Source organism: Bradyrhizobium sp. Ce-3, from assembly GCF_022835695.1.
Classification (GTDB): domain Bacteria; phylum Pseudomonadota; class Alphaproteobacteria; order Rhizobiales; family Xanthobacteraceae; genus Bradyrhizobium.
In genome coordinates this window covers 564,251-581,822 of the sequence record NZ_BQUV01000004.1, presented here as the reverse complement: position 1 = coordinate 581,822, position 17,572 = coordinate 564,251, and the positions used below count along the sequence as shown (strand labels likewise).

Genomic DNA, 17,572 nt, shown 5'->3' with positions numbered 1-17,572 from the left:
GTTTTCCGCTTACGCGGCCTCCTTCAGATGCCGGCGGATCGCCTCAAAGCCGGCCTGGTAAATGTCTTCCGAAACCATCTGCGTGATGCGATCCCGGTCCTCGGTCCGCGTCGTGAAGCGCGATTCCCAGTGCCAGAAGGTGCGGTCGCCGTCGGTGACCGGCAGCAGGCGGACATGCGCCACGTAGTTGAACATCGGGATCGGCGTATCGAGCAGGCAGTAGCTGAAGCTCTGTTCCAGGTCGGACAGCGCCAGCAGCTGTTCGCGCAGCTCGGCGCCGTCCTTTAGCTTGAACCGCCGGACGCAGCCGATCTTGTCGGAGGGCTGCGCGCGCTCGATGCCGCTGGTCGCGACCGCCGGGTGCCAGCGGTCATGGCCGTTGAAATCGCGCAGCACGGCCCAGACCGCATCGGTCGGTGCATCCAGGATCGTGCTTTTGACGATATGCGGCACGGCCTAGCCCCCGAACGCCCGCTTCAGCGCGTCGAACCCGCCCTGGAACACGCCGCCGCCGATATTGTTGACGAGCTCGGTCTCACGCTCCGGCGCACAGTCGAACTCGGCCGTCCATTCCAGGAAGGTCTGGTCGCCGTCAGTGACTGGCGTGAGCCGCAAGGTCGCCACGTAGTTCTCGACGCCCATCGGCGATTCCAGGATCGAGTAGGTGCAGAACATGTCGTAGTCGGACAGGCCGAGCAGCTTCTCGCGGATCCGGTCACCGTTGCGCAGCCGGAAATCCCTGACGCAGCCGATCTTGTCGGATGGCTCGCCGCCCTCGATGCGGCTCTCCGCGATTGCGGGATGCCAGTTCGGCAGCCCGTTGAAATCGCGCACACGAGCCCAGACCCGGTCATTGCGGGCGTTGACGACAGTGGAGACGTAAACCCGTGCCATGTTGCGAGCTCAGTCCTTCTTGCGCGGCGTGCGTTCGGGGCGCGGCTCGCCGCCGCCCTCGGGCGCTGCCGGCTTGGCCTCACCGCCGCCCTTCCTTGCGGAGTCCTTGATGCCCTGCATGTCGCGGGCCTCACGGATCAGGCCGGGCATCTTGGCGAGGCTGCCGCCCTCGACGCCGATGTCGGACAGGATCGAGTCGATCAGCGGCGCCTGCACCCGGTAGCGCAGCGCGGAGTCGATCACCTCGTCGGTAGCGCTGCGGCCGGCGCCGCCGCCATTGCCGTTGAGGCCGTCGACCTGGAGGATGCGGATGCCCTCGATCTTCTCCATCGGCTTGACGCTCTCGCGCACGATGCCTTCGATCCGGTCGAGCAGTTTGCGGCGGAACAGCGAGTAGCGCGCCTGGTCGGTCAGCACGTTCTCGGCCTCGTTGAGCATACGCTGGGCCTCGGCCTCGACCGCGGCGCGCACCCGTTCCGCTTCGGCGGCGATCCTGGTCTCCTCGGCCTGCTTCTCGGCCAGCAGCACCTCGACGGTCTTGCGCCGCTTGGCGATCTCGCTTTCACGCGCCGTGATGACACGCTCGGCGGCCTCGGTCGCGCCCACACGCGCGTCTTCCGCCGCGGCCTTGGCGGCCGATTCTTCCAGGGACTTCTGGTAAAGCGCGATTGCCTTTTCCATCAATGCCGTTTCGACTTCCTTCTCGCGGTTGACCTCGAGCTTACGCAGGTCGCGCTCGCGACCGACCCTTGCCTCGTCGAGGCCGCGGTCCGACGCAATGCGGGCGCGCTCGACCTCCTCGCGGGCGGCGATTTCGGCCTCCTGCAGCGACTGGTTGCGGGCGACCTCGAGCTGCTCGATCGCACGGCGCCGCTCGATCCGCGCCGCCTCCAGCGCCTGCTCGCGCGAGACGTCGGTGGTGTCGACTTCCTTGCGGGCCACGATCTCGGCCTGCCGGACCTGCCGGTCGGCATCGATGCGCTCGGAACGTTTGGCGGCGAGCGCGATCACGCGCTCCTCGTCCGCGAGCTCGATCGCTCGCTTCTGGTCGATGTTGAGCACCTCGCGGGCCCGTGACGAGGCGATGCGCTCGCTTTCCAGCGTCAGCTCGACATCGATCCGCTGCCGCTCGATGGCGTCGCGGCGCTTCAACTCGGCGGCCTCGATCGCCTCGGTGCGCGCGATCTCCAGTCCACGGGTCTCACGTTCGGCGCGGATGCGCTGTGCCGCGACCGACTTCTCCTGCGAGATCCGTGCCGCCTCGATCGCCTCGCGCGAGGCGATATCGGCTTCCTCGATCGCGCGGGTGCGTGCGATCTCGAGTGAACGGACATGTTCCTCCTGCGCGATACGCGACGCTTCGGTGGCGTCGCGCGCAGTGATGCCGGCGATCTCGATTGCCTGGTTGCGCTCGATCTCGAGCTTACGCGTGGTGTGGTCGGCGGCAATGCGCTCGGCGGCCAGCGTCTTCTCTCTGACGATACGGGCGGCCTCGACCGACTTCTGCGCCTCGATCTCGGCTTCCTGGATGGTGCGGACCTGCTGGATCTCCAGCGCCCGGGTGCGCTCGTCGGAGGAGATGCGTTCGACATTGACCGTCATGGTCTGGGCGATACGCGCCTTCTCGGTGGCCTCGCGGGCCGCGATCTCGGCCTCGTCGACCGCGCGGGTCCGCTCGATCTCGCGCCGGCGGGTCTCTTCCTCATTGGCGATGCGCGCGTCGGTGATGACGCGGTCCTGCTGGATCCGGGCCTTCTCGATCGCCTCGCGGGCAGAAATTTCGGCTTCCTCGACCGTGCGCATCCGCTCGATCTCGCGCTGGCGCACCTCACGCTCCGATGCGATGCGGGTGGTGTCGACCGAGCGCTGGTTGGCGATCCTGGCCTTCTCGATCTCCTCGCGCGCCAGCAGTTCCCGCTCCTCGACGGCGCGGGTGCGCTCGATCTCCCGATGCCGGGTCTCGCGCTCCGAGGCGATCCGGGCCTCGGTGATCGCCTGCTCGTTGGCGATGCGCGCCTTCTCGATGGCTTCCCGCGCGGTGATCTGGGCCTGCTCGGCCTCGGTCTCGCGCAGCGCGCGCTCGCGGGCGACTTCGGTACGCTGCAGGGCGCGCCGCATCTCGATGTCGCGTTCCTGCTCGAGGCGTGCGGTCTCGCTCTCGCGCTCGATCTCCAGTGCCTGCCGCTCGGCTTCAAGATTGCGGGAGCGAATCTTGATCATCGAGTCCTGCTCGATGTCGTTGCGCAGCTTGCGCTTGGCTTCGATGTCCTCCATCAGCCGGGTCAAGCCCTCGGCGTCGAAGCGGTTCGAGGGATTGAAGTATTCGAGGTCGGTCTGGTCGAGATCGGTGATCGCGACCGACTCCAGCTCGAGGCCGTTCTGCGCCAGCGCCTCGGCGGCATTGGCCTTGACGCGCGCGACATAGTCGCCGCGCTGCTCGTGCATCTGCTCCATCGTCATTTCCGAGGCCACCGAGCGGATCGCGGAGATGAACTTGCCGGAAAGCAGGGTGTGCAGCTGCTCGGGCTCCATGGTGCGGCGGCCGAGCGTGGCGGCGGCGATCGAGACCGCCTCGCGGGTCGGCTCGACCCGGACGTAGAAATCGGCCTCGATGTCGACGCGCATGCGGTCGCGGGTGATCACGGCGTCCTGCCGGGAGCGCACGATGCCCATCGGCAGCACGTTCATGTTGACCGGCGTGTAGTCGTGGATGAACGGCAGCACGAAGGCGCCGCCATTGATCACCACGCGTTCGCCGAGGAATCCGGTGCGGACGAAGGAGACTTCCTTCGACGAGCGGTGATACAGCCAGTTCACGACGTAAACGATGATGACGATCGCGACGATTGCGACGATGAGCCAGAGGATCAATTCACCGACCAACATCCCCGACATCTCTTCCTCCCTTGGTCACAGCGGCTCTAGCGCGCGCCGATCGCCTTGAACTTGCGAACCTGATCCGTCAGCGCCCGCTCCACCGGCAGGCGCTCCATCGAGGAAGCGCCGTAGAATCCGTGGCAGTTGCGGGTCTGCTTCATGATGAAATCGGCATCTGCGGGATCCGCGATCGGACCGCCATGCGCGAGCACGATGATCTCGGAATTGACGCTGAGCGCGGCGTCGGCCCAGGCCTCGATCCGGGCCGGGCAATCGACGAGCTTCGGCGCAGTCTGCGCGCCGATCGTGCCGCCCGTCGTCAGCCCCATGTGGCAGACGATGATGTCGGCGCCGGCGATCGCCATTGCGGTCGCCTCCTGCTCGCTGAACACATAGGGCGTGGTCAGCATGTTCTTGTCATGCGCCTTCGCGATCATGTCGATCTCGAGCGCATAGGACATTCCGGTCTCTTCGAGATTGGCGCGGAAGGTGCCGTCGATCAGCCCGACGGTCGGAAAGTTCTGCACCCCGGAGAAGCCGAGCGCCTTCAATTGGTCGAGGAATGCGTCCATGTCGCGGAACGGATCGGTTCCGTTGACGCCGGCCAGCACCGGCGTTTTTGTCACCACCGGCAGGACCTCGCCGGCCATCTCGACGACGATGGCGTTGGCGTCGCCGTAAGGCATCAGCCCGGCGAGCGAGCCGCGGCCGGCCATGCGGTAGCGGCCGGAATTATAGATCACGATCAGGTCGACGCCGCCGGCCTCCTCGCATTTTGCCGACAGCCCGGTGCCGGCGCCGCCGCCGACGATCGGCTCGCCGCGTGCGATCATGGCGTGAAACTTCTTCAACAGCGCCGCGCGTTCAAACCTGGGCATGGGTCACCTCGCCACTCTCCGCCGGCCACCGGCGCGTCCGAGCAATGGCCGGAACGCGTTGACGATGCCGGCGGTGAACTCGGGATCGTTGATGTTGCGCTTGATGCGGATGATCTGCCGGCTGCCGGTCTGGCGCACGGTCCGCTCCAGCGCGCTGAACAGCGCCGCGTCGGCATCCGGATCCCAGAACGGCTGGCCGGGCGCATCCAGCGCGGAGACGCCGCCCTCGGCCAGGAAGAAGCGCACCGGCCCATCCATCTGGTTGAGCCGCTCGCCGATCCAGCGGCCGATCCGCTCGTTCTCTTCCGGCGTGGTCCGCATCAGGGTGACCTGCGGATTGTGGACGTGGAATTTGCGTTGCCGGTAGCGTTCCGGAATCGTGTCGGGTGCGCCGAAGTTCACCATGTCCAGCGCGCCGACCGAGCCGACATAGGGCACGCGGCTGCGGATGATGGCGCCGAAGCGATCCTCGGTCGCCGGGAACACGCCGCCCATCAAGAGGTCGCAGACCTCCGTCGTGGTGAGATCGATCACGCCGGCGAGTTGTCCGGACTCGACCAGCTTCTCCATCGAGCGGCCGCCGACGCCGGTGGCGTGGAAGACCAGGCACTCGAAATCTTGACGCAGGTCGGCCGCGATTTTCTGCACCGCCGGCGTGGTGACGCCGAACATCGTGATGCCGATAGCTGGAAGATTTGTCGCCGTATCGCGCTGCTTGCTCACCTGCGCGTCGAGCCGCGCCTTGACCATGCCGGCCAGCGCGTGGGCGCCATTGCCGAGCACGGTGCGCGAGATCGAGTTCAGGCCCTGCACGTCGGTCACCGAATACATCATGGTGATGTCGGCGGGGCCGACATAGGGCCCGACGTCGCCGGAGGCGACCGAGGAGATGATCAGCTTCGGTACGCCGACCGGGAGCGCGCGCATGCCGGGCGCGACCAGCGATGCGCCGCCCGAACCGCCCGCGGAGATGATGCCGGCGACGTTACCCTGGCGGCGCAGCCATCGCTCGAACGCGTCCGCCATTGCGGTCACCGAGGCGCCGCGATCGGCACCGAACACGCCGGAGCCGCCGCGGCCATGATTCAGTGCGATCTCCTGCGCGGTGACGTCGCAGCTCGCCGCCTTGCCGCTGGTCGAGACGTCGACCAGCCGCGTGCGCAGCCCGCTGCCCGCGATGATGTCGCGAATGAAGCGCAGCTCAGCGCCTTTGGTATCGAGTGTGCCGACGACCAGCACGACAGGCGGTCCGGAGATCCGGGACGTTGTTGCCGGCTCGCGCCGCTGGCGCGTCGCCTCTTCGAGTCTCGTAACTCCCGTGGACTGGGTCCGCGCCGCAGCTTCGATGCGAGCGATCGGCACCGGCTGCGACCAGCGCGTCGGCAGCACGGGATTGGATATGTAGACGCGGGTCGGCCCCTTGCGCTCCGGCTGCGCCGTGCCTGCGGCTTCGGCTCTCGCCGGCGCCGTCTCGGCGTCGGTCTCGTCCGCGCCGTGGGTGCCGACGCCGAGCAAGCGCTGCTGCAGCTCGCGGTCGGTGGCGAGACGTGCGGAGTCGATGATGCGGTTGATCCGGCCATTGACCATGATGGCGACGTTGCGCGACACCGCCGTCGCGACGCCGATATTCTGCTCGATGACGAGGATCGAGATATCGCCCTCATCGCCGAGCCGCAGCAGCATCTCCTCGACCTGCGCGACGATGACGGGTGCAAGGCCCTCGGTCGGCTCGTCCATGATCAGGAGCTGCGGGTTGGTGAGCAGGGCGCGCGAGATCGCGAGCATCTGCTGTTCGCCGCCGGAGAGCTGGTTGCCGCCATTGGTCTTGCGCTCGGCGAGGCGCGGGAAGGTGTCGTAGATCCGCTCGATGGTCCAGGCGCCGCGGCGCAGGCCGCCGGCCAGCGCGAGGTGCTCGTCGACGGTGAGCGAGCGCCACAGCCGCCGGCCCTGCGGCACGTAGCCGACGCCGAGCCGGGCGATCCGCGCCGGATTGAGCCGCGTGACTTCCTCGCCGCGGATCCGGATCGAACCGCTGCTGGCGCGGACCAGGCCCATGATCGCCTTGCACAGCGTGGTCTTGCCCATGCCGTTGCGGCCGACCACCGAGAACACGCCGCTGTCGAGCGTGAGATCGACGCCCTGCAGCGCGTGCGAATGGCCGTAATAGACGTCGAGGCCCTTCACCTCGAGCGCGGGCGCGGCGCGGCGGTCATTCATGGCCGCCTCCGAGATAAAGCTGCTGCACCTCGGGATCGGATTCGATCTCGCGCGGCAGGCCTTCCTTGAAGATGCGGCCGTTGTGCATCATCGTTACGCTCTCGACCACGCGCAGCGCGACGTCCATGTCGTGCTCGATGATGATGTAGCCGATATGCGCCGGCAGCGAGGTCAGGATCTCGATCAGCTCGCGCCGCTCGGTCGGTGACAGTCCCGCCGCCGGCTCGTCGAACAGGATGAAGCGCGGCGCGCCGGCCAGCGCCAGCGCGATCTCGAGCTGGCGTTGCTGGCCATGCGCGAGTTCGGCGACGCGCTGGTCCTTGACGCCGGCAAGGTGCACGGCCTGCACCAGCGTTTCGGTCGCGTGCATCAGCGCGTCGTTCTGTCCAGGGCGCAGCAACGAGAAGCGGCCGCGCGAGACGCCGCGGCAGGCGAGATAGACGTTGTCCTGCACCGTGAGACCGGGGAACAGCGCCGAGATCTGGTAGGTGCGGCGCAAGCCCCGGCGGATCCGCTCATAGGGCGGGAACTGGGTGATGTCCTCGCCGAAGAAGCGGATCGTGCCGGAGGAGGGTGGAAAGTCGCCGGTGATGCAATTGAACAGCGTGGTCTTGCCGGCGCCGTTCGAGCCGAGCACCGCGCGGCGTTCGCCGGGGCGCACGGTGATGGTGACGTCGGTCAGCGCCGCGAGCGCGCCGAACAGCCGGGTCACGCCGCGCAGCTCCAGCGCAGCACCGGCGCCGACCACGGACAGCCGCTGCGCGACGCTATCCATGGCGGCCTCCGCCTGAACGTTGTGCCGGGGATACATTGCGGCGTCGCCAGCGCTCCCAGAGGCCGATCACGCCGTCGGACGACCAGAACACGATGGCGAGGAAGCCGAGCCCGATCAGCAGGCGGAAGCGGTTGCCGTCGAGGCCGAACTTGATCAGCACGTCGAGCGCGAAGGTGCGCAGCAGCACGAAGATCAGCGCGCCGATGAACGGGCCGATCGGCCGCGTGATGCCGCCGACCACGGCGATGATCAGGACGTCGATGCAGGCGCCGACGCTGACCGAGCCGGGCGAGATCTGCCGGTAGTTCCAGACCTGCAGCACGCCGCCGAGTGCCGCGATGAAGGCGGCGAAGGCGTAGGCCGCGATGCGGTGCGCGTTCGGATTGAAGCCGAGCGCCGCCATGCGGCGGGAATTGTCGCGGACGCCCTGCAGCGCGAGGCCGAACGGCGCGCGCGAGACGTACTGGACGGCGAAGTAGCAGATCGCGGCGACGCCGAGTGTCACGTAGTAGAAGGCGATGTCGCTGCGCCAGTCGACGCCCCAGAAATGCGGCGTCGCGACGGTGTTGATGCCGGTGTGGCCGTTGAAGATCGCCCAGTTCTGGTTGGTGAAGTAGTAGAAGGCGGCACCGATCGCGAGCGTGATCATGATGGTGTAGATGCCCTCGGTGCGCACCGCGAGCGCGCCGCCGAGCGTGCCGAACAGCGTCGCCAGCGCCAGCGCCATCGGCGTTGCCAGCCACCACGGCCAGCCGAGGCTGATGTTGGCGTTGCCGCTGACGCCGAACACCGCGACCATGTAGCCGGCGAAACCGGCGATGGTGAGCTGCATCAGGCTGACCATGCCGCCATAGCCGGCGAGGAACATCAGGCTCAGCGCGATGATGCCGAGGATCAGCGTGGTGGCGAAGATCTCGATCAGGAAGAAGCCGTTGGCGATCAGCGGCATGATCACCAGGATCAGCGCGACCAGCCAGGCGGCCGGATTCTGGAATTCCGGCCAGGCCCGGATCAAGGCGCGGCGGGTTGCGTTGGCGGACGGGTCGGGGCGCAGCTGGGTGCTCTGAAGCAGAGACATCTGTCATCGCCTCGCGAGCAGGCCCTGCGGGCGGACTGCCAGCACCAGCACCATGATCAGGAAGGTGACGACGATGGCGTAGGTCGGGATGTAGACCGAGCCGAGCTGTTCGGCGAGGCCGATGATGACGGCGCCGAGCGCAGCTCCCGGGATCGAGCCCATGCCGCCGACGATCACGACGACCAGCGAAGCGAGCAGGAACCGGGTGTCCTCGCCCGGCGACAGCGACTGGAAGGTGCCGCCGACCACGCCGGCGATGCCGGCAAGGCCCGCGCCGAGCGCGAACACCAGCACGAATACCAGCTGGATCCGCACCCCGGTCGCGGCCAGGATGTCGCGGTCGTCGACCCCGGCGCGCACGATCATGCCGATCCGCGTGCGGTTGAGCGCCAGCCACATCGCGATCCCGATCACGACGGAGGCGGCGAAGATCACCAGCCGCACCAGCGGATATTGCAGATAGACCGGCTCGCCCGACGATTTGATCGCGGTGAGCAGCGGCAATTGTATCGGGCCGATCAGCCAGCTCGGGGTCTGGACCTGGTAGAAGTCGCCGCCGAACACCCACAGCATCAGATCGGCGAACACGATCGACAGCCCGATCGTCACCATGGTCTGCCTGAGGTCCTGCCCCTCCATGCGGCGGAACACGGCGAGTTGCAGGATCACGCCGACCAACGCCACCGCGATGAAGGCGACGATGAAGGAGAGGATCCACGATCCGGTCCAGGTGCTGACAGCGTAGCCGATATAGCCGCCGAACAGATAGAGCGAGCCGTGCGCGAGGTTGACGTTGCGCATCAACCCGAAGATCAGCGTGAAGCCGCTGGCGACCAGGAAATACAGCCCGCCGAGCGTGATGCCGTTCAAGACGGCATTGAGGAACACGCGCTTGCGGCCGATCGCGGCCTCCAGCCCCGGCGGCCAGATCGCGAACACCAGCCACGCGAGTACCGCGACCGCGATGATCACGATCAGCGCCCAGGCCGGATGGCGTTCGATGAACCTGGCCATCTCCGTCGCGTTCCCTCGGATGTCGCGACCGTCTGCCGGGCCGCGTGTCCGTTCATCCTACCGAGGGTGAAAGCGTGGGATTTGATCGAGAGTATCTTTTATCGTCTGCTCCGGAACTCCGTTACGGCCGCAACACCTTGGCGGCGCGGCGATAGTCGGTCGGGGCCATGCCGACATTGGCGGCGAAGAAGCGGGTGAAACCGCTCTGCGAGGAGAAGCCGAGATCGAAGCCGATGTCGGCGATCGGCGCCTCGGTCGCGACCAGCGCATCCAGCGCCTGCTCCATGATCAGCGTGTTCATGTAGAGGTGAGGGGTGACGCCGGTCTGGGTGCGGAACAGCCGGTAGAAGTGTGGCCGCGACAGCCCGGCTTCGCGCGCGATCGCGTCGAGCTCGATCTCGGCGCCGGGGCTTTCCGACATCAGCTTGATCGATTTGCGGACCCGGAAATCGGTCACGGCGGCAGCGGCGCGCGCATCCTGCGTCGCCTGCCAGCTCTCCTCGTAGCAGGAATCGATCAGCTGCCTGAGCTCGCAATCCAGGCTGCGCAGCGAGGGCGCGCCGCACACGAGTGCTGCGGTGCGGCGGATCAGCCGGTCGAGCGCCTCGGTGCGCGGAAAGAAGGTGCGGCCGAAGCGCAGCCCCTGCGCACTGGCGGGCTGCGGCGTGAACCATTCGGCGTTGACATAGAGCACGAAGAAGATCGCGCCGTGGTCCATATCGGTCGGCAGGAAATTGTGCGGTTCCCACGGGTTGACCGCGACCACGGTGTCGTCCTTGAGCAGCAGGCGCTGCTCCGAGACGTCGATCTGGGCCGGCGTGCCGCCGACATGAAAGATCAGGTGCCCTTCGCGGTGCGCATGCACGTTGAAGGGACGGTTCAACTGATAGACCGTCGCGCGACCGAACCGGCCGTGGAAGACGGCAAGCGCCCTGCTCATGCCTCCCCTCCCGCGGGATGTTCTTGTCTTTTCGACAAGCGTTCATCATCCGCCCGCGGAAAGCAAGGGCGAGCAGGGCTGTTCATGCAACCGCGCGCCTTCGTCACGGCCGGCTTGCTCGCACCTGCAGCAAATACGTCAGTACTTCTTGCACTCCGGGACCGTGCGGCTCGGCAGGCCGATCTTGGCGAACACCGCCGGATCGTAGCCCAGCGTCTGGTTGACGTTCGGGATCACCTTCACGACCTTGGAGAACAGCGCGCCCTTGCCGTCATCGACCACCTCGGTGACGAAGTTGGTGCCGATCGCCTGGCGGTTGGAATCGAGCTTGATCTTGCCGTTGGGCGCGTCGATCTCGATCTTGGCCAGCGCGTCCTTCAGCTTGGCCTGGTTGTTGGAGAGGTCGCCATTGACCTGCCGCAGCGCCAGGATCAGCGCCATCGTCGAGCCGTAATAGTTGGTGGCGAGCAGCGACGGGCTCGGGAAGCGTTTGTTCTCCGGGAAGGAGTCCTGATAGGCCTTCACGAATTTCTGCCAGCCCGGATCCTCCCAGGTATCGGCCTGGCCGCTCGCGGCGATGGTGCCGATCAGCGCGTTCTTGGCGCTGCCCTTCGAGGACAGGATGGTCTGGTCGATCATGATCGAGCCGCCCATCAGATGCGCCTTGCCGCCGGCCTGCTGATACTGGTTGAGGAAGTTGACGGCGTCGGCGCCGCCGAGGCCGAGATAGATCGCATCGACATCGTCGGGAAGCGCAGCGATCACGGAGGCGAAGTCCTTGGTGCCGAGCGGCACCCATTGCCGGTTGGTGACCTGGCCGCCGGCGCCGCAGAATTCGAGCACCAGGCCGAACACCTGGGTGTAGATGAAGGAGTAGTCCTCGCCGACGGTGGCGATCTTGCGATAGCCCTTGGTCTCATAGGCGTATTTGCCGAGGCCGACCTGCCACTGCGCGCCGTCCATGTTGTAGCGGAAGAAGTTCGGCGCCGGATCGACATAGGTCGTCTCCTGCGCGCCGGAGGCGGCGTTGACGAAAGTCAGCTCCGGATGGGTTTTTGCAAAATTCTTGACCGCGATGCCCTCGTCGCCGGACAGCGGCGACAGCAGGATCTGCACCTTGTCCTGCTCGATCAGCTTGCGCACCGCGCGCACCGCGGAGTCCGGCGTTGCGTCGGTCGAGGCGACGATGAATTCGAGCTCCTTGTCGCCGATCTTCTTGCCGAGCACGTTGAGCGCGGTCTGGTGCCCGCGCATGCCATCCTCGCCGAGCACGGTATAGGTGCCTTCGAGCGTTGCGGTGACGCCGACCTTGATCTTCTCCTGAGCGAACGCCGTGCCCGAAAGCAACAGGCTGCTCAATGCAATCAGTCCTAAACTGCCCTTCAACATCGCGGTCCTCCCTCTGTGTTGTCGCCGGCGTCCACCTGGCCTGAACAAGGCTGACGGACGTCCGGTTGTTGCCGGCAAAGCTAGCCGAAGGCGGGCGCGGCGCGGATGTCGTCGCCGCCATGTGGCTTAACGGGCAGTCTCATTTTGATTGTTGCGCCGCAGCGCGATTCGCGGCGCAATGTCGCGGAGTTCTGTTCGGTCTTGTTCGGTGTCATCACCCGCGAAAGCGGGTGATCCAGTATTCCAGAGGCAGCAGTGCTTGAATCGCGAGGCCGCGGCGTACTGGATCGCCCGGTCCATGTGCGCAATTGCGCGCAGGCCGGGCGATGACAGTTGAGGATAAGGACGCAGCTTCGCATTCTCGCGACATGTTTGCCCGAGCTTTGCTCTTCATTTCGCCGCCCTGAAATCAGAGGGCGCAGGCAAAGCCGGGTGCCGATCGCACCCATGGGTCCCGCGTAATGAAAAACGCGGGAGGTAGGACCACAGGTGTAACCGGAAACAACCCGGCTTTCCCTGCGCGATGGGTTACGGCTTATACGTGCTCTCCCCGGCGAGACTGGGCTTGCTTGTCACCGCCCGTGCATGACGCAACGCGTCTTGCACGAAGACACCTGCCGCTAGGGCGTCAGGACCACACGACTTCACCGTCCGCTCCAATCACGCGTCGTCTGTCGTGACCTCGGCGTCCACCGCATCTCACCGCAACACTCCTGACGATGCGCAGCGTCCCTCGATCGGGTGAGACGCGCGCATTAGACCGCTGAGTTGGGTGTCGCGTCAACAGTAAGTTCTGAAAAAGCGAATAATTGTGATTGCGCGGCCTGGAGCCGACCCGTGAGAGTTCGACATCCGCCCGCAAGCTAGAACCGATCAGTCTGCGCTGGATGTCGGCCGGTTTCGAACCGCGATGCGCGCGCACTGCCGAATGTGTGTCGTACTCGCAACGTCACAAGAGTTCCGTTGATCGGGGAGCCTGTTCGCGCTTCACAGCGCGGCAGATTCTCGGTCTAATCATGGCGGACCTGAGATGATTATTTTGATCACAGAGACGTTCATTTGAGACCAGGTTCAAGAGGCCGCTGACCAGCGCCAGCGGCCTCTTCGTGTTGCTTCATTGATTGCGGAGAGCCGTCCGATGCCGATGCAGGTATGGGCCGTTGCGGCGTCGATCGGTTGGACGGCCGTCGTGGGCGTGACGCTGCTATACATCATCTTCGGGCCCGGCTAACGCCACGCCACAAAAGGCGAGAGCGATCTGCTGCCAATGTAGACAGCGCGCCTTACTTCGGCGCCTGCAGGCCCTTCGATCTGGCCCAGTCGTCCAGGTGCGAGGCCGTATCGGCCTGCCGAGCCTTCTTCAGAAGTGCGTCACGTTCCCGGCCGGGCGAGAGCTTGGTTGCTTCCGCGCGCGCCGCTTCGGCGAACGAAGCGAGCCGTTGTTGAAGGGATTCTGTCTGCGTAAACCGCCGTCGTCTCATGTTCTGAACTCCCTCTGGGGTGGGCGGGAGCGCAACCGGCGTTCTCATCACCGATAGAAGCCAGGAGTCGTGCGGTGATGGAACCATGATGGCAGGTCGCCATGGAAAGTTATGTCCAATAGTGCACACAGGGCGAAGGTTCTTCGATGGTAAGCCCCCGAACGATCGACCCGAAATGGCGCTTCGCTGACGCGGGCCGCCCGCCGGGTCGATCCGTCCTATGGCATGTGATGGCCGGCAGCCTGTCCGCCGTCGACGTGGAGCACCTCTCCGGTCACGAAGCTTGCGCTATCGAGATAAAGCACCGCGCCGACGACGTCGGAGATCTCTCCCATTCTGCCGACCGGGTGAAGCGCTGCCAGCGCTGGATGCGCCTCCGCTGGGTGCATCGGGGTCTTGATGATTCCGGGCGACACCGCGTTGACGCGGATTCCGGTTCTTGCGTATTCGATGGCGAGCGCGCGGGTTGCGGCGTTCAAGGCGCCCTTGGTCAGCGAGGCGAGGGCGGCGGGAACGCTGCTCATCGGTTGGTCGACGAGACTGGTCGTGATGCTGACGACGTGACCGTGGCCCTGCCTGCTCATCAGCTCCAGCGCACGTTGGGTCATGTGGAAGAAGCCGGTCACGTTGGTCGAGATGTAGCTCGCGTAGTCATCCTGCGTGTAGGCCGTGAACGGCTTCGCCATGAAGATGCCGGCGTTGTTGACCAGCGTGTCGACGCGGCCGAAGCGCTCCAGTGCCGCCTTGAACACGTCGTCCGCCGTACCGGCTGCGCCGACGTCGGCCGCCACCGTGACGATGTCGGGGTCGGTGGCTGGCTTGATCGCGCGCGACGTCGCAACCACCCGGCAGTTGCGATCCCTGAAGGCCTGAACGAGGCCGGCGCCGATCCCCTGGGATGCGCCGGTGACGACCGCCACCTTCCGTTCTGTGCTCATGATTGCGCTCCTTCTTCACGCCGCGCCGCTTGCGGCGAGCGGGCTGTAGTCGCGGCTCTTGAACATCGTGTGCAGTTGCCGCCGCCGGATGCCGAGATTGCCGCCGTCGAAGATCGGCAGCGCAAGCGCGTCCTGCAGCAGGCCGCCGAATGGCGCCTCATGGTCATAGCTGTCGATCCCGACCACCCGCATCAGATCGGTGATGACGCGCACGGCGGCCTCGGAGCCGAAGATCTTGGCCTGCACCGAAAGCTCCTCGGCCGCCGGGGACTGGGTGTCCAGCGCGTGGCAGGCGCGCCAGCTCAGATAGCGGGCCGCCTCGATCGTGGTCTTGGCATCGGCGAGGGCGTATCCGACCGCCTGATGCTCGATGATGGGGTGGACGCCGCCGCGCTTTTCGCTGCGGGCAAAATCCAGCGCGAACGCGAACGCCGCGCGCATCAGCGCGACGCCGAAGATTCCGACCAGCGCCGCGGTGCCGGTGAACGCCGCGGCGGTCAGCGCCAAACCTGAGCCTTGCTGACCGAGTAGATTGTGGTGCGGTGCCGCGACATTCTGCAAACCAAATTGCGGGACAAGGTGCGCGCGATGGCCGATGCTGTCGATCGCGCGTTCGAACACGAGGCCCTCTACCGGTCCTTGCACGGCAATGATCGAGATGGCCGCGTCCGCCGCCGCCGCCGGATCGGTCCGGCATACGATGGTCAGGAGATCGGCGCCCTTGCGATTCCAGCCGGTCGCCGACGACACCCATTTCTTGCGGCCGTTGATCAGCCAGCTGTCGCCCTCTCGCCGGGCCGTGGTGCGCACCCCCTCGCCGGGCGGTGGCGAGGCGGCATTGGCGCTGCCGCCCGGCTCGCTGGAGCAAAAGGCGGCGAGCGGGGCGCCGCTGGTCTTCAGGAACGGAGGAAGCAAGCGCTGGCACTGTTCCGGCGTGCCGCCGAGCAGCAGCGGCAGCAGGCCGAGCACGCTGCCGAGCATGGTCAGCGTCACGCTGGGGTTCACGCTGTAGAATTCCTCGGCCAGGATTGCCATGTCGATCATGCCGGCATTGTCGCCACCCGCCGGCGCCGGAATGCATTTGCGCAGATAGCCGGCCGCGACCATCGCCTCGTAGGTCGGCTTGGTGGCGAGGAAGCGTTGCTCCGGCGTTGCCAGCTTTTCGGCGGCCCTGGCCTCGGCCAGCACCTCCCTGGCAAATTTGCGGGAGGCGAGTTGCAGCTCGCGCTGCTGTGCCGTGAGCGTGAAATCGATCGCCATGCCAATGCCCTCCGTGTCGGCCGTTTGCGCCATGGCTATCGTGGTGCGGTCCGGAAATCTTGGACGGCAGCGCCAGATTTCTTGGCGCGGAGTGAACCGGGCGCACGGATTGGACAAGTGGGATGCGCTCAAACCGAAACATCAGGGGCAAGATCCTAATGCATCGCAGCACGTGAAGCGGGTCCGATCCCGTCAAATTTCCTGGCCGGGCTGCTGCACGGCGTTACGGGTCGGACAGAGAGCGGCGAAACAGACGCCTTTCCATAGTCCGGGAACTCGCCTAGTTTTGTGCCGAGCCACCGAGACGAGAACGCCGAATCTACGTTTGGGCGAACCGGTAGCGCGCATGCCGTCGGCAGGCATCGGCAGCTTTTCAGCGGGCCTCGCTTTTTTTGACCTGCGCATTTTTTGTTTTAGGGAGATTGGCCATGAGAGCTCTGTTTGCGAGCGCTGGTATGGCGCTGTTAATGGCTTTGGCGTCAGGCGTCAGCGCTCAGGAGGCGCCTGAATGGATGAAGCAGACACTTCCCGATCAAGCGTTCAAGGCGCATTGGGACGAACAGCAGGCGTGATGAATCCAACGGGTGCTTTGGACGCAAAGACCAAGCACCTCATTGGCCTCGCTGTGGCGGCACAGATTCCGTGTGAATATTGCGTCAATGGTCACACCAAAGCGGCAAAAGCCGCTGGTGCGACGGATGCTCAAATCAAGGAGGCCATTGCAACCGCCGCGCTGGTCCGTTTCAACAGCACGATGCTGAACGGCTCGGACGGCGGCCGCGAGTGGTCTTCGCCGAAGTAGCCCCGGTGTTGTAGCGATTGAGCCTGCAAGCTCTTCTGGATCGCGAGATTCGCTTCAGTGCGCGGCGCTGCGGCGGAATTCGCGCGGCGCGAGGCCATTGTGGCGCTTGAACAGCCGGTTGAAATGCGAGATGTCGCGGAAGCCCGCGGCAAAGGCGATCTCGGCAATGGTCTTGTGAGCTGATGTGCGATCGAGCAGGGCGCGCGTACAGGCGGCGATCCGCTGCTCGTTGACGTGTTCGCCCACGGAACGGCCGGTAGCCGCAAACAGGCGGTGCACGTAGCGCTCGGAGCAGCGGAATTTCCTGGCCAGCGCCGGCGCGGCGAGTTCGGGGTCGGCGCTGTGACGGGCGATATGGTCAAGCATGACCGACAGCAGCACCGGCGTATGCACGCGCTCGGTCGGCATGTCGGCGAGCATGTCGGGTGCGTGCGCGATCAGCTCGGCGATATGCGTGCCGAGCATCGCCGAGGTCGTTACGGCTTGATGGCCGCTCAGGCAGAGCTCGGCGTAGCTCGCCAGCGTCCGCGAGAACGCGCGGCCGGTTTCGGTCGCGGACAGGCCGAGCCGCGGGCGATCGAACAGCGCGTCCGGCAGCAGACGCCGCGGCACGGCAAAGCAGAACAGCTTGAAGTCATACCGGTGGGCGATCTCGAATGGCTGCGTCGTATCGGCGACCGCGAGATCGCCGGGCGCGCTGATCTGCTCGTGGCCGCGCTGCGAGGTCCGTCCCAGCCCTTCGAGCTGGAGGTTGACGAAGCAAAGGTCGTCGGTACTTGCAGCGATGTGCGAGGCGAGCCGGTGCACGATGTGCCCGCTCGCCGTGACCCGCGATATCTGTAGCGGCGCGGCATCGACCTTGCAAATCGCGCCGGCAAACGATTGCTCGGCAATCCTGCGCGGCTCCAGTCGCACGAAGGCGGCCGCGAGGTCGTCTGCCCAACTGCCGAAGGGCTGATCCGGACGGGCCGGCCTGGTCGACCATTCCATGTGCGCCTCGAATAGACTGTCACTGCGAAGGGCCCAGCG

Annotated in this window: 15 protein-coding genes; 1 reads left to right on the top strand and 14 read right to left on the bottom strand. The window is 65.9% G+C overall.

The genetic code is table 11. The annotated features are described in order from the left end of the window. Positions 1-9 precede the first annotated feature (9 nt). The 13 genes from BRSPCE3_RS17380 to BRSPCE3_RS17320 form a co-directional block, all read right to left on the bottom strand. On the bottom strand, positions 10-453 hold the full coding sequence (locus BRSPCE3_RS17380) for an SRPBCC family protein (RefSeq protein WP_106326045.1): 444 nt from the start codon (positions 451-453) through the stop codon (positions 10-12). Positions 454-456: 3 nt separating this feature from the next. Then, complete coding sequence (locus BRSPCE3_RS17375; protein WP_028338488.1) at positions 457-894, bottom strand: SRPBCC family protein; 438 nt, start codon at positions 892-894, stop codon at positions 457-459. A 9-nt stretch (positions 895-903) separates the two neighbouring features. Continuing rightward, positions 904-3,789 carry a flotillin family protein gene (locus BRSPCE3_RS17370; protein ID WP_244067163.1) on the bottom strand — a complete coding sequence of 962 codons (2,886 nt, stop codon included), beginning with the start codon at positions 3,787-3,789 and terminating at the stop codon, positions 904-906. Positions 3,790-3,815: 26 nt separating this feature from the next. Next, positions 3,816-4,649, bottom strand: coding sequence for a phosphoenolpyruvate hydrolase family protein (locus tag BRSPCE3_RS17365; protein ID WP_244067162.1), 834 nt, complete (start codon positions 4,647-4,649; stop codon positions 3,816-3,818). Positions 4,650-4,652: 3 nt separating this feature from the next. Then, positions 4,653-6,866 carry an ABC transporter permease gene (locus tag BRSPCE3_RS17360; protein ID WP_244067161.1) on the bottom strand — a complete coding sequence of 738 codons (2,214 nt, stop codon included), beginning with the start codon at positions 6,864-6,866 and terminating at the stop codon, positions 4,653-4,655. Beyond that, positions 6,859-7,641, bottom strand: a complete 783-nt coding sequence (locus tag BRSPCE3_RS17355; RefSeq protein ID WP_207835482.1) for an ABC transporter ATP-binding protein — start codon at positions 7,639-7,641, stop codon at positions 6,859-6,861. Before BRSPCE3_RS17355 ends, BRSPCE3_RS17360 begins: the two co-directional genes overlap by 8 nt. Beyond that, positions 7,634-8,719, bottom strand: coding sequence for a branched-chain amino acid ABC transporter permease (locus tag BRSPCE3_RS17350; RefSeq protein ID WP_244067160.1), 1,086 nt, complete (start codon positions 8,717-8,719; stop codon positions 7,634-7,636). Before BRSPCE3_RS17350 ends, BRSPCE3_RS17355 begins: the two co-directional genes overlap by 8 nt. Before the next feature lie 3 nt (positions 8,720-8,722). Further along, positions 8,723-9,733, bottom strand: coding sequence for a branched-chain amino acid ABC transporter permease (locus BRSPCE3_RS17345; protein WP_244067159.1), 1,011 nt, complete (start codon positions 9,731-9,733; stop codon positions 8,723-8,725). Between the two features lie 121 nt (positions 9,734-9,854). Beyond that, positions 9,855-10,673: a helix-turn-helix transcriptional regulator gene (locus tag BRSPCE3_RS17340; protein ID WP_244067158.1), complete on the bottom strand. Its 819-nt coding sequence runs from the start codon at positions 10,671-10,673 to the stop codon at positions 9,855-9,857. 138 nt (positions 10,674-10,811) lie between these two features. Then, positions 10,812-12,062: an ABC transporter substrate-binding protein gene (locus BRSPCE3_RS17335; protein WP_244067157.1), complete on the bottom strand. Its 1,251-nt coding sequence runs from the start codon at positions 12,060-12,062 to the stop codon at positions 10,812-10,814. Positions 12,063-13,345: 1,283 nt separating this feature from the next. Next, a complete protein-coding gene (locus BRSPCE3_RS17330; RefSeq protein ID WP_244067156.1) occupies positions 13,346-13,543 on the bottom strand; it encodes a hypothetical protein in 198 nt (65 codons plus the stop codon). 218 nt (positions 13,544-13,761) lie between these two features. Then, positions 13,762-14,481, bottom strand: a complete 720-nt coding sequence (locus BRSPCE3_RS17325; RefSeq protein WP_244067155.1) for an SDR family NAD(P)-dependent oxidoreductase — start codon at positions 14,479-14,481, stop codon at positions 13,762-13,764. Between the two features lie 15 nt (positions 14,482-14,496). Further along, positions 14,497-15,741, bottom strand: a complete 1,245-nt coding sequence (locus BRSPCE3_RS17320) for an acyl-CoA dehydrogenase family protein (RefSeq protein WP_244067154.1) — start codon at positions 15,739-15,741, stop codon at positions 14,497-14,499. A 508-nt stretch (positions 15,742-16,249) separates the two neighbouring features. On the opposite strand from BRSPCE3_RS17320, the gene BRSPCE3_RS17315 reads away from it, so the two are divergent. Beyond that, on the top strand, positions 16,250-16,543 hold the full coding sequence (locus tag BRSPCE3_RS17315) for a carboxymuconolactone decarboxylase family protein (RefSeq protein WP_244067153.1): 294 nt from the start codon (positions 16,250-16,252) through the stop codon (positions 16,541-16,543). Between the two features lie 54 nt (positions 16,544-16,597). On the opposite strand, the gene BRSPCE3_RS17310 is transcribed toward BRSPCE3_RS17315, so the two are convergent. Next, positions 16,598-17,533: a helix-turn-helix domain-containing protein gene (locus tag BRSPCE3_RS17310; protein ID WP_244067152.1), complete on the bottom strand. Its 936-nt coding sequence runs from the start codon at positions 17,531-17,533 to the stop codon at positions 16,598-16,600. Positions 17,534-17,572 lie beyond the last annotated feature (39 nt).

What these genes read in the sequence shown, in the direction of transcription:
- BRSPCE3_RS17375 (WP_028338488.1), bottom strand. Translation starts at nt 894, where the DNA reads ATGGCACGGGTTTACGTCTCCACTGTCGTCAACGCCCGCAATGACCGG.
- BRSPCE3_RS17370 (WP_244067163.1), bottom strand. Translation starts at nt 3,789, where the DNA reads ATGTCGGGGATGTTGGTCGGTGAATTGATCCTCTGGCTCATCGTCGCA.
- BRSPCE3_RS17365 (WP_244067162.1), bottom strand. Translation starts at nt 4,649, where the DNA reads ATGCCCAGGTTTGAACGCGCGGCGCTGTTGAAGAAGTTTCACGCCATG.
- BRSPCE3_RS17360 (WP_244067161.1), bottom strand. Translation starts at nt 6,866, where the DNA reads ATGAATGACCGCCGCGCCGCGCCCGCGCTCGAGGTGAAGGGCCTCGAC.
- BRSPCE3_RS17355 (WP_207835482.1), bottom strand. Translation starts at nt 7,641, where the DNA reads ATGGATAGCGTCGCGCAGCGGCTGTCCGTGGTCGGCGCCGGTGCTGCG.
- BRSPCE3_RS17350 (WP_244067160.1), bottom strand. Translation starts at nt 8,719, where the DNA reads ATGTCTCTGCTTCAGAGCACCCAGCTGCGCCCCGACCCGTCCGCCAAC.
- BRSPCE3_RS17345 (WP_244067159.1), bottom strand. Translation starts at nt 9,733, where the DNA reads ATGGCCAGGTTCATCGAACGCCATCCGGCCTGGGCGCTGATCGTGATC.
- BRSPCE3_RS17340 (WP_244067158.1), bottom strand. Translation starts at nt 10,673, where the DNA reads ATGAGCAGGGCGCTTGCCGTCTTCCACGGCCGGTTCGGTCGCGCGACG.
- BRSPCE3_RS17335 (WP_244067157.1), bottom strand. Translation starts at nt 12,062, where the DNA reads ATGTTGAAGGGCAGTTTAGGACTGATTGCATTGAGCAGCCTGTTGCTT.
- BRSPCE3_RS17330 (WP_244067156.1), bottom strand. Translation starts at nt 13,543, where the DNA reads ATGAGACGACGGCGGTTTACGCAGACAGAATCCCTTCAACAACGGCTC.
- BRSPCE3_RS17325 (WP_244067155.1), bottom strand. Translation starts at nt 14,481, where the DNA reads ATGAGCACAGAACGGAAGGTGGCGGTCGTCACCGGCGCATCCCAGGGG.
- BRSPCE3_RS17320 (WP_244067154.1), bottom strand. Translation starts at nt 15,741, where the DNA reads ATGGCGATCGATTTCACGCTCACGGCACAGCAGCGCGAGCTGCAACTC.
- BRSPCE3_RS17315 (WP_244067153.1), top strand. Translation starts at nt 16,250, where the DNA reads ATGGATGAAGCAGACACTTCCCGATCAAGCGTTCAAGGCGCATTGGGA.
- BRSPCE3_RS17310 (WP_244067152.1), bottom strand. Translation starts at nt 17,533, where the DNA reads ATGGAATGGTCGACCAGGCCGGCCCGTCCGGATCAGCCCTTCGGCAGT.